Annotated in this window: 16 protein-coding genes; 11 read left to right on the top strand and 5 right to left on the bottom strand. The window is 73.4% G+C overall.

Annotated features, from left to right (window positions below; genetic code table 11):
• Positions 1-100 precede the first annotated feature (100 nt).
• The 7 genes from ald (at position 101) to ACFYST_RS35025 (ending at position 7,413) form a co-directional block, all read left to right on the top strand.
• Positions 101-1,216, top strand: coding sequence for an alanine dehydrogenase (ald, locus tag ACFYST_RS35055; protein ID WP_100586047.1), 1,116 nt, complete (start codon positions 101-103; stop codon positions 1,214-1,216).
• 480 nt (positions 1,217-1,696) lie between these two features.
• Positions 1,697-2,758 carry a ParA family protein gene (locus ACFYST_RS35050; protein WP_387636889.1) on the top strand — a complete coding sequence of 354 codons (1,062 nt, stop codon included), beginning with the start codon at positions 1,697-1,699 and terminating at the stop codon, positions 2,756-2,758.
• Positions 2,755-3,273 carry a hypothetical protein gene (locus ACFYST_RS35045; RefSeq protein WP_387868368.1) on the top strand — a complete coding sequence of 173 codons (519 nt, stop codon included), beginning with the start codon at positions 2,755-2,757 and terminating at the stop codon, positions 3,271-3,273. The genes ACFYST_RS35050 and ACFYST_RS35045 overlap by 4 nt, the downstream gene beginning before the upstream one ends.
• A 198-nt stretch (positions 3,274-3,471) precedes the next feature.
• On the top strand, positions 3,472-4,266 hold the full coding sequence (locus tag ACFYST_RS35040; protein WP_387868366.1) for a segregation and condensation protein A: 795 nt from the start codon (positions 3,472-3,474) through the stop codon (positions 4,264-4,266).
• Complete coding sequence (gene scpB / locus ACFYST_RS35035; protein ID WP_387636705.1) at positions 4,263-5,000, top strand: SMC-Scp complex subunit ScpB; 738 nt, start codon at positions 4,263-4,265, stop codon at positions 4,998-5,000. The genes ACFYST_RS35040 and scpB overlap by 4 nt, the downstream gene beginning before the upstream one ends.
• Complete coding sequence (locus tag ACFYST_RS35030) at positions 4,993-6,228, top strand: pseudouridine synthase (protein ID WP_387636702.1); 1,236 nt, start codon at positions 4,993-4,995, stop codon at positions 6,226-6,228. Before scpB ends, ACFYST_RS35030 begins: the two co-directional genes overlap by 8 nt.
• Before the next feature lie 207 nt (positions 6,229-6,435).
• Positions 6,436-7,413, top strand: coding sequence for a helix-turn-helix domain-containing protein (locus ACFYST_RS35025; RefSeq protein ID WP_387636700.1), 978 nt, complete (start codon positions 6,436-6,438; stop codon positions 7,411-7,413).
• Positions 7,414-7,417: 4 nt separating this feature from the next.
• Here the strand turns inward: ACFYST_RS35025 and ACFYST_RS35020 are convergent, their stop codons facing one another.
• The 3 genes from ACFYST_RS35020 to ACFYST_RS35010 are packed head-to-tail and all read right to left on the bottom strand — an operon-like array spanning position 7,418 to position 11,440.
• Positions 7,418-7,780 (bottom strand): DUF952 domain-containing protein, encoded by a 363-nt coding sequence (locus ACFYST_RS35020; protein WP_387636698.1) that lies wholly within the window; start codon positions 7,778-7,780, stop codon positions 7,418-7,420.
• A gap of 43 nt (positions 7,781-7,823) precedes the next feature.
• The gene (locus ACFYST_RS35015; RefSeq protein WP_387868365.1) at positions 7,824-9,401 is read right to left on the bottom strand and encodes a mucoidy inhibitor MuiA family protein; all 1,578 of its coding nucleotides are present in this window, start codon (positions 9,399-9,401) and stop codon (positions 7,824-7,826) included.
• Complete coding sequence (locus tag ACFYST_RS35010) at positions 9,398-11,440, bottom strand: DUF4139 domain-containing protein (protein WP_387868364.1); 2,043 nt, start codon at positions 11,438-11,440, stop codon at positions 9,398-9,400. Before ACFYST_RS35010 ends, ACFYST_RS35015 begins: the two co-directional genes overlap by 4 nt.
• 171 nt (positions 11,441-11,611) lie before the next feature.
• On the opposite strand from ACFYST_RS35010, the gene ACFYST_RS35005 reads away from it, so the two are divergent.
• The 4 genes from ACFYST_RS35005 to der all read left to right on the top strand — a co-directional run bounded on the left by ACFYST_RS35005 (position 11,612) and on the right by der (position 16,023).
• The gene (locus ACFYST_RS35005) at positions 11,612-12,697 is read left to right on the top strand and encodes a prephenate dehydrogenase (RefSeq protein ID WP_387636691.1); all 1,086 of its coding nucleotides are present in this window, start codon (positions 11,612-11,614) and stop codon (positions 12,695-12,697) included.
• A 148-nt stretch (positions 12,698-12,845) separates the two neighbouring features.
• Positions 12,846-13,637, top strand: coding sequence for a DUF899 family protein (locus tag ACFYST_RS35000; protein ID WP_387868361.1), 792 nt, complete (start codon positions 12,846-12,848; stop codon positions 13,635-13,637).
• A 95-nt stretch (positions 13,638-13,732) separates the two neighbouring features.
• Entirely contained in the window at positions 13,733-14,449 is a 717-nt protein-coding gene (gene cmk, locus ACFYST_RS34995; RefSeq protein WP_387636687.1) for a (d)CMP kinase, read from the top strand.
• A 122-nt stretch (positions 14,450-14,571) separates the two neighbouring features.
• A complete protein-coding gene (gene der / locus ACFYST_RS34990) occupies positions 14,572-16,023 on the top strand; it encodes a ribosome biogenesis GTPase Der (protein ID WP_387636684.1) in 1,452 nt (483 codons plus the stop codon).
• Positions 16,024-16,104: 81 nt separating this feature from the next.
• Here der and ACFYST_RS34985 read toward each other — a convergent pair whose 3' ends face one another.
• Positions 16,105-16,869, bottom strand: coding sequence for a hypothetical protein (locus tag ACFYST_RS34985; protein ID WP_387868358.1), 765 nt, complete (start codon positions 16,867-16,869; stop codon positions 16,105-16,107).
• Positions 16,870-16,883: 14 nt separating this feature from the next.
• A complete protein-coding gene (locus tag ACFYST_RS34980) occupies positions 16,884-17,861 on the bottom strand; it encodes a hypothetical protein (RefSeq protein WP_387868396.1) in 978 nt (325 codons plus the stop codon).
• Positions 17,862-18,411: the final 550 nt, after the last annotated feature.

Below are 18,411 nucleotides of genomic sequence, written 5' to 3'. Positions count from 1 at the left end.
ATGGATCTATGCACCGGTTGCCCCCGTTGTGCTCATCGTGTGCGGCAACCCGCCGGTCTTCCCCCGGTAGGAATCCCCATGCAAGAGGACGTGTTAGCCCGTGAAGGTCGGCATCCCCCGCGAGGTCAAGAACCACGAGTACCGCGTGGCCATCACGCCTGCCGGTGTGCATGAGCTGGTCCGCAACGGACACGAGGTCGTCATCGAGGACAACGCCGGTGTCGGCTCCTCGATCCCCAACGAGGAGTACGTGGCCGCCGGTGCGACCATCCTCCCCACCGCCGACGAGGTGTGGGCCGCGGCCGACATGATCCTCAAGGTGAAGGAGCCCATCGCGTCGGAGTACCACCGACTGCGCAAGGGCCAGACCCTCTTCACCTACCTGCACCTGGCGGCCGACCGCCCGGGCACGGACGCGCTGCTCGCCTCCGGCACCACCGCCATCGCGTACGAGACCGTGCAGCTGGCGAACGGCGCCCTGCCGCTGCTGGCCCCGATGTCCGAGGTCGCGGGCCGCCTGGCCCCGCAGGTCGGCTCGTACCACCTGATGCGTCCGGCCGGCGGCCGCGGCACCCTGCCCGGTGGCGTGCCCGGCACCCACTCGGCCAAGGCCGTCGTCATCGGTGGTGGCGTCTCCGGCTGGCACGCGGCCACCATCGCCATCGGCATGGGCTACGACGTGACCCTGCTGGACCGCGACATCAACAAGCTGCGCGAGGCCGACAAGATCTTCGGCAACAAGATCAAGGCCATCGTCTCCAACTCGTTCGAGCTGGAGAAGGCCGTCGTCGAGGCCGACCTGGTCATCGGCGCCGTGCTGATCCCGGGCGCCAAGGCCCCGAAGCTGGTCACCAACGAGCTGGTCTCCCGCATGAAGCCGGGCTCCGTGCTCGTCGACATCGCCATCGACCAGGGCGGCTGCTTCGAGGACTCGCACGCCACCACGCACGCCGAGCCGACCTTCCAGGTCCACAACTCGGTCTTCTACTGCGTGGCGAACATGCCGGGCGCCGTCCCGAACACCTCCACCTACGCCCTCACCAACGCCACCCTGCCGTACGTGGTGGAGCTGGCGAACCGTGGCTGGAAGGACGCGCTGCGCCGCGACGCCGCGCTCGCCAAGGGCCTGAACGTGCACGAGGGCCAGATCACCTTCCCGGCCGTCGCCGAGGCCTTCGGCCTGGAGTCGGTCTCGCTGGAGAGCGTCCTCGCCTGACGTCCCGCACCTGCTGTCGCCCCCGGCCGTCCTTCCTTTCGGTCCGGGGGCTTCGGCATGCCCGCGGCCGGCCCGGGGGGTTCCGCCGAGGTGTTCGGCGGTGTCCAGAGGTGTCCGGGCGTGTCCACGGTCGGTCAATTCCGGTGCGGTTTGTCACCCGCTCTGTCGACAAGACCACCTGACGGCCCCTCATGGCCCCCCGCCTGCGCGGAAACGTTAGGCTCGTCTCTTGACACGGGGTGGGTGGGTGGCCGACACAACGTGCCCACTACCGTGGATTGTGTTGCTGCGAATGCCCGAAACGGCCTAGAGTCGCAAACCGTTGGCATGCTGCCACGCTGACGAATCGACATAGAGTCCTGGATGGCCAAGGAGGTAAGACGACTTGTGAATGAGTCGACATTTGCTCCCGGGGGTGGTCAGCCAGGACTGGCGGAGCTCTCCGCCGGGCAGCCGAACGAGGAAGCCCGGCACGCCACGGTGGGTGCGCAGGAGGTCGGCTCGGTCGCGGTCCGCACCTTCGAGGCCCGCCAGAGCGCGGCGACTGCCGTCACCGACTACGACGCCGACTTCGCGGCGTACGGACTCGCGTACAACGAGCTCGGCTACGGGCCCTACGACGACCCCGACGCCGAGTACGAGCCCGACCCCGAGTACGCGGCCACCCTGGCCCCCGACGCGGCCCGCCAGCGCCGCGAGCGGGTCGGACCGACCGGCCGCCCGCTGCCGTACTTCCCGATCCCCGCGCCGGTCGCCGAGCACGGCCCCGCGCAGATCATCGCGATGTGCAACCAGAAGGGCGGAGTCGGCAAGACCACCTCCACCATCAACCTGGGCGCCGCACTCGCCGAGTACGGCCGCCGGGTCCTGCTGGTGGACTTCGACCCGCAGGGCGCGCTCTCCGTCGGCCTCGGCGTCAACCCGATGGAACTCGACGTCACGGTCTACAACCTGCTCATGGAGCGGGGCCTGACGGCCGATGAGGTCCTGCTGAAGACCGCCATCCCCGGCATGGACCTGCTGCCCTCCAACATCGACCTGTCCGCCGCCGAGGTGCAGCTGGTCAGCGAGGTCGCCCGCGAGTCCGCGCTGGCCCGCGCGCTCAAGCCGCTGCTGCCCGACTACGACTACGTCATCATCGACTGCCAGCCCTCGTTGGGCCTGCTGACGGTCAATGCCCTGACGGCCGCTCACAGCGTCATCGTGCCGCTGGAGTGCGAGTTCTTCGCGCTGCGCGGCGTCGCGCTGCTCACCGAGACCATCGAGAAGGTCTGCGAGCGGCTCAACCCCGAACTGCGCCTGGACGGCATCCTCGCCACCATGTACGACTCCCGCACGGTGCACTCGCGCGAGGTGCTGGCCCGGGTCGTCGAGGCGTTCGGCGAGCACGTCTTCCACACCGTCATCGGACGGACCGTCAGGTTCCCCGAGACCACCGTGGCCGGTGAGCCGATCACCACCTACGCCACCAACTCGGTCGGCGCGGCCGCGTACCGTCAGCTCGCCAGGGAGGTGCTCGACCGGTGCCGCCCCGTCGAGTGAGCCTCCCGGGGGCCGACGAACTGTTCCGGTCCACGGGCGGAATGGCTCTGTCGCCCTCGCTCGCGCGAAACGGTTCCGGCGGCGGGCCTGCCAACGGCGGGCCCTCCAAAGGCGGGCCTGCCGGGGCACAGGAGCCCTCGAAGGACGGTCAGGGCGCTCCCGGGGCGGGCCGCACCGCGGACGTCCCGGGCGCCCGGCCGGAGCCCCCTGCCGGCCCTGCGGGGCGCGCGGAGGACCCCGCCGAGGCGGCACGGCGGGCGGCGACCACGACGGTGCGCGGACGCGGACGGGCCCGGCGCCCGTCCGGGCGGGAACGGCACGACGAGAAGATCACCGTGTACGTCTCCGCCGAGGAACTGATGGACCTGGAGCACGCGCGACTGGTGCTGCGCGGCGAGCACGGCCTGGCGGTCGATCGCGGACGGGTGGTGCGCGAGGCGATCTCGGTGGTGCTCGCGGATCTGGAGCAGCGGGGCGAGGCGTCGATTCTGGTTCGGCGGCTTCGGGGGCGTTAGCTGCTGCTCGGGGCGCGTCCACGTGCAGGTCATTGTGGTGGGACGCGATCCTGCGGACAGGTGCGTTCCGCTTCGCGCAGTTCTCCCCCAGCCCTGGCGGGCTGGGAGGTGCCCCCACGCGGCCCCTGTTTTGGCACCCACCTGCGCCCCGGTTTCACGCTCGGATGCCTCAAAGGCTTTCTGCCAGAATGGGACGTTATGTTCCAGGTCCGGTTGGAGAACTTCGAGGGGCCGTTCGACCTGCTGCTCGGGCTGATCGCGAAGCACAGGATGGACGTCACCGAGGTGGCGTTGTCGAAGGTCACGGACGAGTTCGTGGCGCACATCCGGGCGATGGGGCCGGAGTGGGACCTGGATGCGGCGACCGAGTTCCTGGTGGTGGCGTCGACGCTGCTGGATCTGAAGGCGGCGCGGTTGTTGCCGGCGGCGGAGGTCGAGGACGAGGAGGACCTGGCGCTGCTGGAGGCGCGGGACCTGCTGTTCGCGCGGCTGTTGCAGTACCGGGCGTACAAGGAAGTGGCGGGGCTGTTCGCGGAGCGGTGGGCGGCGGAGGCGTCGCGGCGGCCGCGGGCGGTGGGGCTGGAGCCGCACCATGCGCAGTTGTTGCCCGAGGTGGTGCTGACGGTCGGGCTGGAGCGGTTCGCGCAGCTGGCCGCGAAGGCGTTCCTGCCGAAGCCGAAGCCGGTGGTGTACGTGGATCACATCCACATGCCGCCGGTGAGCGTGCGGGAGCAGGCGGCGCTGGTGGTGGAGCGGCTGAGCGCGCTGGGGGAGGCGACGTTCGGGCGGCTGGTCGAGGACGCGGACAACGAGCTGGTGGTGGTGGCCCGGTTCCTGGCGCTGCTGGAGCTGTACCGGGAGAAGGTGCTGGCGTTCGAGCAGCCGCAGGCTCTGGAGGAGCTGGTGGTGCGCTGGGTCGCCGAGGGGGACCGGACGGTCGAGGTGACCGACGAGTTCGACCGCCCGGCGGGCGAGGAAGGCGGCGTTCGATGACGGAGCGGCGGCCGCGGCGGGCGCTCGGCCTGCCCGGGCAGGCCCGGCCGGGCGAGTGGCAGGAGCCGGTGCACCGGGACGGCGGGCCCGCGGCCGGGGTGCCGTTGCGGGCGGCGCTGGAGGCGGTGCTGATGGTGGCCGACGAGCCGGTGGCGGAGGCGCACCTGGCCTCGGTGCTGGACGCGTCCAGCGGTGAAGTGGCCGCTGTGCTGCGGGAGTTGGCGGCAGAGTACACGGCGCAGGGGCGCGGTTTCGAGCTGCGGCAGGTGGCCGGCGGGTGGCGGTTCTACAGCCGTGCGGAGTGCGCGGCGGCGGTGGACCGGTTCGTTCTGGACGGGCAGCAGGCCCGGCTGACGCAGGCCGCGCTGGAGACGCTGGCGGTGGTGGCGTACCGGCAGCCGGTGTCGCGCGGGCGGGTTTCCGCGGTCCGTGGTGTGAACTGCGACGGCGTGATGCGTACCCTGGTACAGCGAGGACTGGTCGAAGAAGCCGGCACCGAGCCCGAAACCGGAGCGATCCTGTATCGGACGACGAACTACTTCCTGGAACGGATGGGGCTGCGCGGCCTGGACGAGCTGCCGGAGCTCGCGCCCTTCCTGCCCGAGGTCGACGACGTGGAAGCGGAGTCCCTGGAGGGCACGATGATCGCGCAGGCGGTCGCCGCCGCACAGGAGGGGCCGAACCAGGCCGACCGGACCCAGACGGATACGACGTACGGACATTTTGATGCGTAGCAGTGGCAACGGCAGGAACAGCGGCGGCGGTCAGGGCCGGGGCGGACAGGGCGGCCGGGGCGGCCAGCAGGGCGGCGGCCGCGGCGGGTCGTCCTACGGCCAGGGCGGCGGCCAGGGTCGCGGTGGGTCGTCCTACGGCCAGGGCGGCGGACAGGGCCGCGGCGGGCAGTCCCGCGGCGGCTCGGGCTCCTATGGTGGCGGCTCGGGCTCGTACGGGGGCTCGTCGCGCGGTGGCAGCGGGCGCGAGGAGCGTCGCTACCCGGACCGGCCGCTGCGGCCGGAGGAGCGCAAGTACGACCGCCCCGAGTACGGCGGCGGCCCGAACGCGACGCCCTCGTACAGCGCCTACGGTTCGCGCAAGCCCGGGGCGGCGCCCCGGCCGCGCCGGGACGGGCAGGGCGCGCCCGGCGACCCGCGGCGTCAGCCGCAGCGTTCGCGCGAGCTGCAGGGCCGGATCGAGGACCGGGTGCTGGCCCGGCACGAGGGCCCCGGCAAGCAGGTCGGCGAAGAGGGCGAGCGCCTGCAGAAGGTGCTGGCGCGGGCCGGCATGGGCAGCCGTCGGGCCTGCGAGGAGCTGATCGCGCAGGGCCGGGTCGAGGTCAACGGCAAGCTCGTCGTCGAGCAGGGCCTGCGGGTCGACCCGATGAAGGACGAGATCAAGGTCGACGGTCTGACCGTCGCCACTCAGTCCTACCTGTTCTTCGCGCTGAACAAGCCGGCCGGCGTCGTCTCCACCATGGAGGACCCGGAGGGCCGGCAGTGCCTGGGCGACTACGTGACCAACCGGGAGACCCGGCTGTTCCACGTCGGCCGCCTGGACACCGAGACCGAGGGCCTCATCCTGCTCACCAACCACGGTGAGCTGGCCCACCGCCTGACCCACCCCAAGTACGGCGTCACCAAGACGTACCTGGCGGCCATCCAGGGCCCGATCCCGCGCGACCTGGGCAAGCAGCTCGCCAAGGGTGTGGAGCTGGAGGACGGCTGGGCGCGGGCCGACAGCTTCAAGGTGATCTCCAACGTCGGCAAGAACTACCTGGTCGAGGTGACCCTGCACGAGGGCCGCAAGCACATCGTGCGTCGCCTGCTGGCCGAGGTCGGCTTCCCGGTGGAGAAGCTGGTGCGCACCGCCTTCGGGCCGATCTCGCTCGGCGACCAGAAGTCGGGCTGGCTGCGCCGGCTGACCAACCCCGAGGTGGGTGCCCTGATGAACGAGGTCGGGCTGTAGCAGCTCGCTCCGGGAGCCCGTTCGCCGTACGGCGGGCGGGCTTCCGGCGTGTGCGGAGGGCTTTGCCGGGTCTTGACCGGTGAGACGGGCCGTGCAGCCTTGCTATCGTTCGACCCGTTGGCAGAAGATTGCCACCGAAGTTCGCCCCGACGCGTGGCGGAAGTGCGCCACCGCGTCAGGGGACGGGGCGGCGGGGGAAGGAAGCACATGCTCGACGCATTCACCGTGCTGGGCCTCGGGCGGCCCGACGGTCAGGTGTACGCCGCGCTGGTCGTCGCGCCGCAGTCGACCGCCCAGGAGTTGGCCGAACACTGCGGCCTGACCCTGGACCAGTGCCGGCAGGCGCTGGACCGGCTGGCCGAACAGGGCATGGCGACCCGTGCCCCGGTCGACCGGGAGCGCTACCTGGCGGTCGCCCCGGACGTCGCCATCGGCACCCTGATAGGCCACCGCGAGGCCGAACTGCGCTCCGCCCGCGCCGAGATGCACCGCCTGATGGACGCCTTCCGGGAGGCGTCGCGGTACACCGACCCCGCGCACTCGGTGGAGGTGCTCACCGGCAGCGAGGCGATCGCCCAGCGGCTGGAGCACCTGGTGGAGTCCGGCCAGTACCAGATCCGCGGCTTCGACTGCCCGCCGTACGTGCAGGACCCGACCGTGCAGCAGCCCCGGCAGCGGGCCAAGCTCAAGGCCGGGGTGCGGATCCGTACCGTCTTCGACAAGGAGGCGATCGCCTGGCCCGGGCGGCTCGAGCAGGAGATCCTCACCGGCGTCGAGGACGGCGAGGAGGCCCGGGTGCGGCCGGTGCTGCCGATGAAGATGATGATGGCCGACGACAAGATGGCGATCATCCCGATCAGCGTCGGCGACAGCGTCCTGGACGCCGCGTACGTCATCCACCCGTCCGCCCTGCTCCAGGCCCTGGACGCGCTGTTCGAGGCCGAGTGGGAGCGGGCCGTGCCGCTGCAGACCGTGATCGGCGACGGCGACGGCCCCGGGCCGGACTCCGACCACCTGAAGCTGCTCGGGCTGCTCGCCGCCGGCCTCACCGACGAGTCGATCGCCCGCTCGCTCGGCTGGAGCGCCCGCACCACCCAGCGCCGCCTGCAGGGCCTGATGCGCGAACTCGGGGCCACCACCCGGTTCCAGGCCGGGATGGCGGCCCGCGAGCGCGGCTGGCTGTAGTCCGCTAGCTCCAGGGGAGCAGCGCGGCCCAGCGGCCGTCCGGGCCGCGCTCCAGCTTCTCCAGGCCCACCACGGCCGTCCGGTTCAGCCGGCCGTAGATGTGCGGGAACAGCACCCCCTCGGTGCTTCCGGGAGGCGGCCCGCCGATGGCCGCCTCCCACTTCACCATCGGCTCGACGAGCTTCTCCTCGATCAGCAGCGCCATCAGTGGGTCCGGGGCCTGGGGGAAGAACAGGTTGGCGACCGCCAGCACCGTGGTCTCGTCCGGTGAGCAGTGCAGGAAGCCCTCGGTGAGCAGCGAGGCGGCGGTGTACGGCCGGCCCGGGTCGCGCAGCCAGTCGTCCAGCGGGGCGAGATGGTAGATCATGTCTCTTTTGTACCGGAGTTGACGCCGCGTCGGGCGCGACCGCTCACAGCCCCGCCACCTTCGCCGACGCCGACACCTCGTACACCAGCGTGACGGTGCGCCGGCCGCCCGGCGGCATCGGCACCTCCCAGCGGGCGATGCCGTCGGCGTCCAGCTCATCCGGCGGCGGCGAGCAGCGCTCCTTGCGCAGCCGCACCTCCACCGCCGACACCTCGGAGACCGGGATCCGCTCGCGGACCGTCACCACCTGCTCGGCGTCCTCGCCCGGCGCGGAGAACCGCGACAGGTGCAGGCGCACGGTGCGGGTCAGCAGGGTGCGCTGGCCGCCCAGGCCGGCGCCCTCGCGGCGCTCCTCGGCCTCCCGGACCACCCGCAGGCCGTCCGTGGCGCCGAACGCCAGGCGCACCGGCGCGCCCGCCGCGGCGAACTCCAGCGTGCCCCGGCCCGTGTAGCCGGAGCCGCGCACCAGGTCCACCGGGCCGGCCAGCAGCGCGTGGCCCGAGGCGTTGCGGAACGACACCACCTCCGTCACCAGCTCCGACAGCTCCGGCGCCGCCGAGAACTCGCTGCGCGCCCCCGTCTCGAACACGCTCACCGGCACCCGGTGCGCCCGCCCGTCCGAGGGCACCGTGACCGGCTCCGCGGCCCGCAGCACCCGGACCTCGCCGCCGTCGTCCACGCCCGGCAGGCCCGGTTCCAGCGGGCCCGCGTCGGCGATCGCCTGCTCGCGCAGCTCCACCTCGACGGTCTTCTTCTCCTGCGCGGAGCGCTCCCGCAGCACCAGCCGGTCCTCCACCAGCGCCGGCGGCTCGCCCGCCAGTGCCGAACGCGCCGTGGACAGCGTCAGGGCGACGTTCGACCAGTCCTCGCCGGTGCGCTGCCACACCATCGCCTCGGTCTCCAACCGCAGTGTGCCGCCCACCAGTTCGGCCCGGTACGCCGGACGCCACAGCGCGCACGGCGTCAGATGCCCCACCCGGGCCAGGAACCGGCCCGGCTCGGCGCACTCCACCGACAGCTCCACGAACGCCAGCAGCTCGGCCGGCTCCTGCTCGGCCCGGGCCAGCGCCAGCTCGGCGTGCCCCTGGGCCGCCATCAGCTCCGACGCGCGCAGCCGCGAGGCCCGCAACTGCTCGCCGTACGACTCCCGTTCGGCGTCCACCCGGTCCAGCTCGCGCGACCAGCGGGCCTGCTCCAGCTCGCCGCTGCCCGCGCCCTCGCCGATCTCCCGCAGCAGGTCCGCCGCAAGCTGGCCGAGCAGCGCCAGGCGCGCCTCCAGCCGCTCCTGGCGGCGCGACTCCGCCAGGTACTCGCGCTCCAGCTGATGCACCCGGCGGCGCAGCGCCGAATCGTCCGGCCCCGGCTCCAGCGGCGGCCGCGGCTGCCAGGACCGCACCAGGCGGACGTCCAGCACCTTCGCCGCGCCGGTCGGCGCGCCGTCCCCGGCCAGCACCGCCGCGTGCAGCGAACGGTCCACCGCCAGCGCCGTCACCGGGCCCAGCCGCAGCCGGTGCACGCCCGGCCGGAGCTCCAGCTCCGCCGTCCGCTCCAGCTGCGCCCGGTCCTCCAGGCACGTCACCGCGGTCACCGGAAGGGGAAAAGTCTCCTCGCGCACGTTCAACTCCTCCGATTTCCGCCGACCACGGCCTTACCGGCCGGGATGCGGATCACATAACCGCCCGTCAGCTCCACCGAACCTCCCGGCGGCACCACCACCCGGCGGATCCGCGCCGAGGCGGGCACCCCGGCGGACGGCTCCGCGGGCGGCGACCAGCCCGGACGCTCCTCGATCCGCACCTCCGCGTCGCCCGACACCGGGACCCGCTCGCGGACCTCCACCGACGCCTCGTGCGGCAGCCGGTTCACCAACTCGATCCGCACACCGTGGTCCAGCACCGTCGTCGAGTTCAGCACCCCCGACGTCGACTCGCGCACCTCGCTGTGCCGCGCCACCCGCAGCTCCTCCGCCCGGCCCAGGCCCAACTCCCGCATTCCGCCCGGCGCCAGCGTCGGCAGCCCCGCCGTCAGCAGGAACTCGCCGTCCACCGACACCTCCACCGGGCCGGCCAGCAGCGCGTGCGCCGTCGCGTTCGACAGCTCCAGCACCGCGTACACCGCCTCCTCCACCGACGGCACGCACACGTAACCCGTGCGCACCCCCACCGGGAGTTCCGCCACCGCCACCGTGTGCCACACCCCGTCCGAGGGGACGTGCGCCGGGGCCTGCGCGTCGAAACGGTGGTCGAACGACCCCGCCGACAGGCGCGGTGGCGCACCGAACCGCGGCAGCGGCAACCGGCCCACCTCCTCCGCCCCGCGCAGCGCGCCGCCCGCCCCGGGCCGCGACGGCTCCGGGAACAGCCGGCCCCGGCGGAACGGCTCCTGCTCCGGGCCCGCCAGCACCAGCGCCGCGTAGTCCAGTTGGTCGGACGACGGGCGGAGGGCTGGTTCGGTGTCCGCCAGTGGGGCGGGGGCCGCGCCGTACGGCGCGCCGGGTGGTGGGGGAGCGGCGGCAGCCATCGGCATCGGGGCGGGCGGCGGGGCGAAACCCGGGGCGGCGGGAACGGGTGCGGTGTCCGCGCCGCCTGCCGGGCCGCCCGCTGCTCCACCTGCCGCTCCGCCGAAGCGCGGACGGCCCGCCAGCGTGCCACCCGGGCGGGGGGCCCGCTTCGCGGACGGCCCCGGCCCCGGCATCGGCGCGGACGCCGCGACCGGCGCCGCTCCCGGCGCCCTGGGCGGCTCCGGTTTCGACCGCTGCGCGTCCTGCCAGCCGTCGAACAGGCCCGCCAGGCCAGCCGGTTGCGTCCGCCACCCCGACGGCGCGGGCGCCGCCTGGCTGCGGCCGATCCGCAGCGAGCTCAGCCGCGGCAGCCCGCCCGGCCCGGCGAGGTCCGCCGTCGACAGCGCCAGCCGCACCCCCGACCAGTCCTCGCCCGTCCGCTGCGCCACCGACGCCCGCAGCACCAGCCGTGCCGAATGCTCGCCCCGGCGGTGCGCCAGTTGGTACGTCGGCACCCAGACCGCCCCCGGGACGGTGTACTCCACCTCCAGCTCCACCGGGCCCTCGCCGCGCACCGTCAGGTCCGCGCACGCCCCCGACTCCACCCCGCCGGGCTGTTCGGCGCTGGAACGGGTGCTCGCGGCCGCCGCCGCCGTCCGGAAGGCGTGCTCCGCCAGTTGAAGCTCCAGGGCCAGCTCCACCGCGCGCTCCTGGAGTACCTCCAGCCGGGCGTCCACGAACTCCGCCAGCGCCAGCACCGCTTCCGCCGGGGCCCGGCGGTGCCCCTCGTCCCGGCGGCGCTGCGGCGGCACCACGCGCAGTGCCGACACCTCGGCGATTCGCTTGTCCAACCGCTCCTGACGCTCCTGCAGCAGCTCGACGCGCTGCCGGAGATCCGTCAACTCCCGTTCCCAGGCCGGGAGTTCGTCCTCGCCGCGGACGCGCGCCGGATACGCCGTGCGGGCCTCGGCGACCCGGCCGGCGCCCGACAGCACCCGCACCCGCAGCGACCCCTCCGCCGCCAGCAGCGGCAGCCCCGCCACCCGCACCCGGCCGTCCGCCGGCAGCACACCCGACGCGCGGCGCCGGCACACCGCACCCACCGCGTGCACCACCACCGAGTCCAAGCTCGACTCCCACACCGCCAGCTGCCCCGCCACCCCGCCCCCTTCGACCGCTGGCCCGAACCCCGGACCCGGGCGCCCAGTCTGCACCCAACCCCCGTCACAGCGCCCGGATTTCCGCTGCGCGTCGGCCAACCCGCGCCCGGCACAGGCCCGTGCGGGACAATGGCCCGACCAGCACCGCGACCAGGGAAACGGGACCCCGCCATGCGAACAGCCGCCGTCATCGGCACCGGACTGATCGGCACCTCCGCCGCGCTCGCTCTCACCCGTCGCGGCATAAGCGTGTATCTGGAGGACGCCGACCAGGACGCCGCCCGCACGGCCGCCTCGCTCGGCGCCGGCACCACCGAACTCCCCGACGGACCCGTCGACCTGGCGATCATCGCCGTCCCCCCGACGCTCGTCGGCAAGGTCCTCGCGGACTGCCAGCGACGCGGCCTCGCCCGCTGCTACACCGACGTCGCCAGCGTCAAGGCCGGTCCGCGCGGCGAGATCACCGCGCTCGGCCTCGACACCGTCCACTACATCGGCTCGCACCCGATGGCCGGCCGCGAACGCTCCGGGCCGCTCGCCGCCACCGCCGACCTCTTCGAAGGCCGGCCCTGGGTGCTCACCCCCACCCCCGACACCGACACCGAGACGCTCAACGCCGCCCTCGAACTCGTCGCGCTGTGCGGGGCGATGCCCATCGTCATGGACGCCGCCGACCACGACCGGGCCGTCGCGCTCGTCTCGCACGCGCCGCAACTGCTGTCCTCGCTGGTCGCCGCGAGGCTGGAGCACGCCGAAGAGACCGCGGTGCGGCTGTCCGGGCAGGGCGTGCGCGACGTCACCCGGATCGCCGCCTCCAACCCCGCGATGTGGATCGACATCCTCTCCGCCAACGCGGGCGTCGTCGCCGACATCCTCGACGACCTCGCCACCGACCTCGCCACCACCGTCACCGCGCTCCGTGCCCTCCAGGGCACCGACGAGAACGCCCGCCGCGAGGGCGCCGCCGGCATCGAAGCCGTCATGCGACGCGGCAACACCGGCCAGGCCCGCATCCCCGGCAAGCACGGCGCACCGCCCACCCGCTACGAGACCGTCACCGTCGTCCTCGGCGACCAGCCCGGCGAACTCGGCCGCCTCTTCGGCGAGGTCGGCGCCCTCGGCGTCAACATCGAGGACGTCACCATCGAACACTCGACGGGCCAGCAGGTCGGCCACGTGCAACTGTCCGTCGCGCCGTCGGTGGTGCGGGCGCTGGTGGCGGGGCTGCGGGAGCGGGGGTGGGGGGTGCGGGACTGACGGGCTTCGCCGCGGCCCGGGGCTTGGGCGAGGGGGGCTCGGGCTGCGGGGAACTCGTTGTGGGGGGAGCGATGAGTTTCGGGGGCGGGGGTCGTCTGTAGGGGTGGGCGCCGGTGGGGCGTCTGTTCTGTGGACGGAGGGCTCTGCGATGAGTGGGACTGGCGGGCGGCCGGCAGTGGTGGACATGGCGGCGTGGGAGGCGGCGCGGCAGGAGTTGCTGGTGCGGGAGAAGGCGCACACGCGGGAGGCGGACGCGTTGGCGGCGGCGCGGCGGGGGCTGCCGATGGTGGAGGTGGACGGGGCGGCCGAGGTGGTGGGCGCCGGTGGGGCGGTCGCGTTCCGGGACTTGTTCGAGGGGCGTGACGAGCTGGTGGTGTACCAGCACATGTGGTACGACGGGGCGCCGTTCCAGGGGCAGTGCGAGGGCTGCACGATGGTGGCGTGGCACCTGGGGGACTCCGCGTACCTGAACGCCCGGGGGGTCTCGTTCGCGGTGCTGACCAGTGGCCCGTGGGCGGAGGTCGCCCCGTACGTGGAGTTCATGGAGTACACCCAGCCCTGGTTCTCCGTGCGTGACGCGCCCGCGCCGATCGGCGGTGACATGGGCCGGCTGATGAGTTTCCTGCGGGACGGCGACCGGGTGTTCCTCACCTACAGCACCACCGGCCGCGGCACCGAGCGGATCAACAGCTCGCTCGCGCTGCTCGACATGACGCCGTACGGCCGCCGGGAGGGCTGGGAGGACGTCCCGGAGGGGTGGCCGGAGGTGCCGGACGCGGGGTCGCCAGTGGGTGGGCACGGCGCGCCGATCGGCTGGTTCTGGCGGACGGACGCCGACGGGGTGGCGACCTGGGGCCCGACCGGGCGGCCGGTGCCGCAGTGGACCCGTCCGGGGGCGTCGCCGGTGGAGACCCTCGGTCGGGGCGGCCACTGCCACTGACGACGGTCGAGCCGGGGACGGGGCCGGGACGGGGCGGGGCGGGAGTCCATTAACCTTGAGGTGAGTTCTTGTGCCGTGAGAGAGAGGTTCGCCCCGTGGACAGTGTCGACCGAGCGTCGAACAGCCCGGTCGTCGTCGCCATCGACGGACCTTCGGGTTCCGGGAAGTCGACGGTGTCGCGGGCGGTGGCCGCACGGCTGGGCCTGAGCTTCCTCGACACCGGCGCGATGTACCGGGCGATGACCTGGTGGATGCTCGCCAACGAGGTGGACGTGGACGACCCGGAGGCGGTCGCGATCGCCTGCGCGAAGCCCGTCATCGTCTCCGGCACCGACGCCGCCGGGCCGACCATAACCGTGGACGGCCAGGACGTCTCGGCCCCGATCCGCGGCCCCGAGGTGACCGCCAAGGTCAGCGCGGTGGCCGCGGTTCCCGCGGTGCGGGCCCGGCTGGTGGAGCTGCAGCGCGGCTGCGCCTCGCACGCCGCCCGGGGCATCGTCGCCGAGGGCCGTGACATGGGTAGCGTGGTGTTCCCGGACGCCACCGTGAAGGTTTTCCTGACTGCTTCCGAGCAGGCCCGTTCGGCCCGCCGGGCCGCCGAGCTGCGCGCCAAGGGCCTGGACGAGGCGACCATCACCGCGATGGCCGCCGACCTGGCCCGCCGGGACGCCGCCGACTCCTCCCGCGAGACCGCCCCGCTGACCCGGGCCGCGGACGCGGAGCTGGTGGACACCAGCGAACTCACCCTGGACCAGGTGATCGGCGCGATCATCGCCCTGGTCGAGGACCGGGCCGGCCTGACCGCCGCCTGATCCCCAACACCCCCTTTTAACGATCCGACCGCGCGAGATCCGCGCGGTTCGCGCTGCCCGCCGGGCAGGTACGCACGGTCCGCCCCTGGGAAGGGCCGGGCCGGGAAATGGAAGACGGAAACATGAGCAACGACACGACCGCCCAGCACGGCGAGCTCGGCGACGCCGAGTACGCCGAGTTCATGGCGCTCGCCGCCGAAGAGGGCTTCGACATCGGCGAGGTCGACGCCGAGCTGGACGGCCACGGCCCGCTGCCGGTGCTGGCGATCGTCGGCCGCCCGAACGTCGGCAAGTCCACCCTGGTCAACCGCATCATCGGCCGCCGCGAGGCGGTCGTCGAGGACCGCCCCGGCGTGACCCGTGACCGGGTCAGCTACGAGGCGATGTGGGCCGGCCGCCGGTTCAAGGTGCTGGACACCGGTGGCTGGGAGATCGACGTCCTCGGCATCGACGCGATGGTCGCGGGGCAGGCCGAGCTCGGCATCGAGCAGGCCGACGCGGTGCTGTTCGTGGTGGACGCCACCGTCGGCGCCACCGACACCGACGACGCGCTGGTCAAGCTGATCCGCCGGGCCGGCAAGCCCGTGGTGCTGTGCGCCAACAAGGTCGACGGCCCGTCCACCGAGGCCGAGGCCGCGTACCTGTGGTCGCTGGGCCTGGGTGAGCCGTACCCCGTCTCCGCCCTGCACGGCCGCGGCTCCGGCGACCTGCTGGACGCCGTGCTGAAGGTGCTCCCGGAGGCCCCGCCGCAGCTGTTCGGCGACGGCCAGGCTCCTGGCGGCCCGCGCCGCGTCGCGCTGATCGGCCGGCCCAACGTCGGCAAGTCCAGCCTGCTGAACAAGGTCGCCGGCGAGGACCGCGTGGTCGTCAACGAGCTGGCCGGTACCACCCGTGACCCGGTCGACGAGATGATCGAGCTCGGCGGCAAGACCTGGAAGTTCATCGACACCGCCGGTATCCGCCGCCGTGTCCACCTGACCTCGGGCGCGGACTTCTACGCCTCGCTGCGGACCTCCGCCGCGCTGGACAAGGCCGAGGTCGCGGTCGTCCTGGTCGACGCCAGCGAGACCCTCACCGAGCAGGACACCCGGATCATCTCGATGGCCGTCGAGGCCGGGCGCGCCGTCGTCGTCGCCTACAACAAGTGGGACCAGCTCGACGAGGAGCGCCGCTTCTACCTGGAGCGCGAGATCGAGCGCGACCTGGTGCAGGTCCAGTGGGCGCCCCGGGTGAACGTTTCGGCGAAGACCGGACGCCACATGGAGAAGCTCGTCCCCGCGATCGAGACCGCGCTGGCCGGCTGGGAGACCCGCATCACGACCGCCCGCCTGAACGCCTTCCTGGGCGAGCTGGTCGCCGCGCACCCGCACCCGATCCGCGGCGGCAAGCAGCCGCGCGTGCTGTTCGGCACCCAGGCGGGCACCCGCCCGCCGCGGTTCGTGCTGTTCGCCTCCGGCTTCCTGGAGGCCGGCTACCGCCGCTTCATCGAGCGCCGCCTGCGCGAGGAGTTCGGCTTCGAGGGCACCCCGATCTCGATCTCGGTCCGGGTGCGCGAGAAGCGCAAGAAGAAGTAGTAGTAGCGGACGCCGACACGGCTGTGGGCCGCGGACACCGGTGAGGTGTTTCGCGGCCCACAGCCGTTTTTCGTGCGCCCGTCAGGCGTCCCGACCCGGGGGCAGTGACAGCACCGAGCGGTGCCGCCCGCCCGCCGGGCCGGCCGCCGGGCCGGCCGCCGTCGGGGCCGCGGGGACGGCGGCGGGGGACGGGGACGCGGGGGGCTGCGGGGACGGGGGCGCGGGGGGCTGCGGGGACGGGCCGAGGTAGCCGGACGCCACCCAGCCCTGGCCGTTCCCCTGCGCGCCGGACGGCTGCGCGGGCATGAACTGCGGCGCGGCCTGGGCCTGCGGCCCGGCGTACGGCTCGAAGGACTGGTGCTGCTGCGGGTACGCGGCGGGCTCGCGCCGCTCGGCCGCCACCTCGCGCGGCGGCTGCTGGTCGCGGACCGCGAAGCCGGCGAAGCGCAGCCCCTCCTCGCCGGAGCGGTCGCCCGGCAGGGCACGGAACATCCGCCGGTACTCGGAGTACAGCGAGTCGTAGATCGGGGTGGCCGACACCGGGTGCTCCGCGTCGTACGACGGGCGCATGCCGGGGATCGACCGGCTGGCGGGGGAGGACGGACGGCCGGCGGAGGCGAGGTCGTAGCTGTACACGTAGGAGCCAACGAGCGAGACCGGCTTGGGATGCGGGGGCGCCGCCCCCAGTCCCAGCCGCAGGGCGGCCTGTCCGGTCGGCAGGACCGGCCGAACAGGTTCCATGGCCGGACGGCCGCCCCGGGCGTGCTCAACCTCGGCCGCGGTGGCCGGGGTTGACGCGCGGTCGGACGATCCGGTGGCGGCCGGGTCGTTCACGGGGTCGGTCATCGGTGCGCCCCCGCTCAGGTGCCGGCCAGCGGCAGCATGCCCGCGGCCAGCACGCCGCGGGCGGCGGCGCGGTCCAGGGCGATGCGCAGCAAGTCCTCGCGGGGCTGGCGGCCGACCGCGCCGGCCGGCACCGCGAACATGATCACCTCGGACTTGCGGGCCGCCGCGGCCCGCCACGCCGGGGTGACCTGCAGCGCCTGGTGGGCCTGCCACCAGGCGGCCGAGCCGCCGGTCGCCGAGGGCTGCAGGATCGCGTGCAGTTGCCCCATCGCCATCAGCACCGACCAGCCGGCCCGCGGCCGGGCGGGTGCCCGGTTGACGTCCGGGATCAGCTGGAAGCCGTGCTCGGTCAGCAGCGTCAGGAACTCGTCCTCGCCGCTGGTGCTGCCCGGCCGTCCGACCGGCCCGGTCGGCTCGATCACCAGCGCGGCCTGCTGGGTGTCGCCGCACAGCACGATTCCGCAGGTCACGCCGAGCACGGCGGGCTGCGACCGGCCGACCGTCGCGGTGTTGATCGGCTCCGGGATGGTCACCAGGGCGACCGGCTGGGGCTGGGAGGGGTGGGGCTGGGAGAGCTGGGGCTGGGAGAGGTGAGGCTGGGAGAGCTGGGGCTGGGAGAGGTGAGGCTGGGAGGGGTGGGGCTGGGAGAGGTGGGGCTGGGAGAGGTGGGGATGCGAGGGCTGTGGCGGTACGGGCGCCGTCGGCTGGGGGGTGGGGGCCGCCCCGCCCTGGCTGATCGAGGCGACGGCGCCGCGCAGCTGCTGCTCGTCCACCGGCACCACCTGGGACGGGATGCAGCGGGCGTGCGCGAAGGCCAGCACCGCGGTCTCGTCGCCGACGAACAGGACCGTGCTGGTGGGTTCGCGCAGCGAGTCGCCCGGTTGTCGGCAGGAGGTGCAGTCGTAGGCGTCCGGGGCGTGCGCTCCGGCCAGCAGGCCCTCGGCCTCTTCGTCGCCGATTTCGGCGCGTACGTCCTCGCTCACCTGAAGCATGCGCGGCACAAAGACTCCTCGTTTCGCCCTGACGTTCTGTGTGCGCCCGGTGGGACATTCCGGGTGCGCGGCGCGGGGCGCGCCGACCGCCATTACCAACGGGAGGTTGTGGCTGGGGTCACGGGTCGGCGTGCGGGCGACGAGATTTGCGTGGCTTATGACTGCCCTGTGTACGCGGGACGTCGCTATCTGTCGACGCTGTGCCCGACCTCACACCGGTCAAACTGTGACCGGGACCATATCCGCATATGGAATGACCTTCGAAAAAGCGGACAAAGCGGACATTTCGCCTTCGTTTACTTGATCAATACCCCCGGTAACCCCTCATTGACCTGGGAGAACCCGAAACTGTTTGGCGCGCCGTGAAGCGGCTCGTAGGTTCATGGCCGGTGCAACGAGCACCTCCCGGGTTCACCCCCGACGCAACGGTCTGCCCCGGCTCACCCCGGAACCGGACCCTGCGCCACCGGCGCGACGGCAGCCAGCCGCCGCCGGGGATGCGGACAGGTGGCCGGGGCGGCAAGCGGCACGTCCGACACGTGCACGGCCG

The organism is Kitasatospora sp. NPDC004614 (genome assembly GCF_042873675.1).
Classification (GTDB): Bacteria; Actinomycetota; Actinomycetes; order Streptomycetales; family Streptomycetaceae; genus Kitasatospora.
Note: the sequence above shows the minus strand (reverse complement) of the source record. Positions and strands in the feature narration are given on the sequence as shown.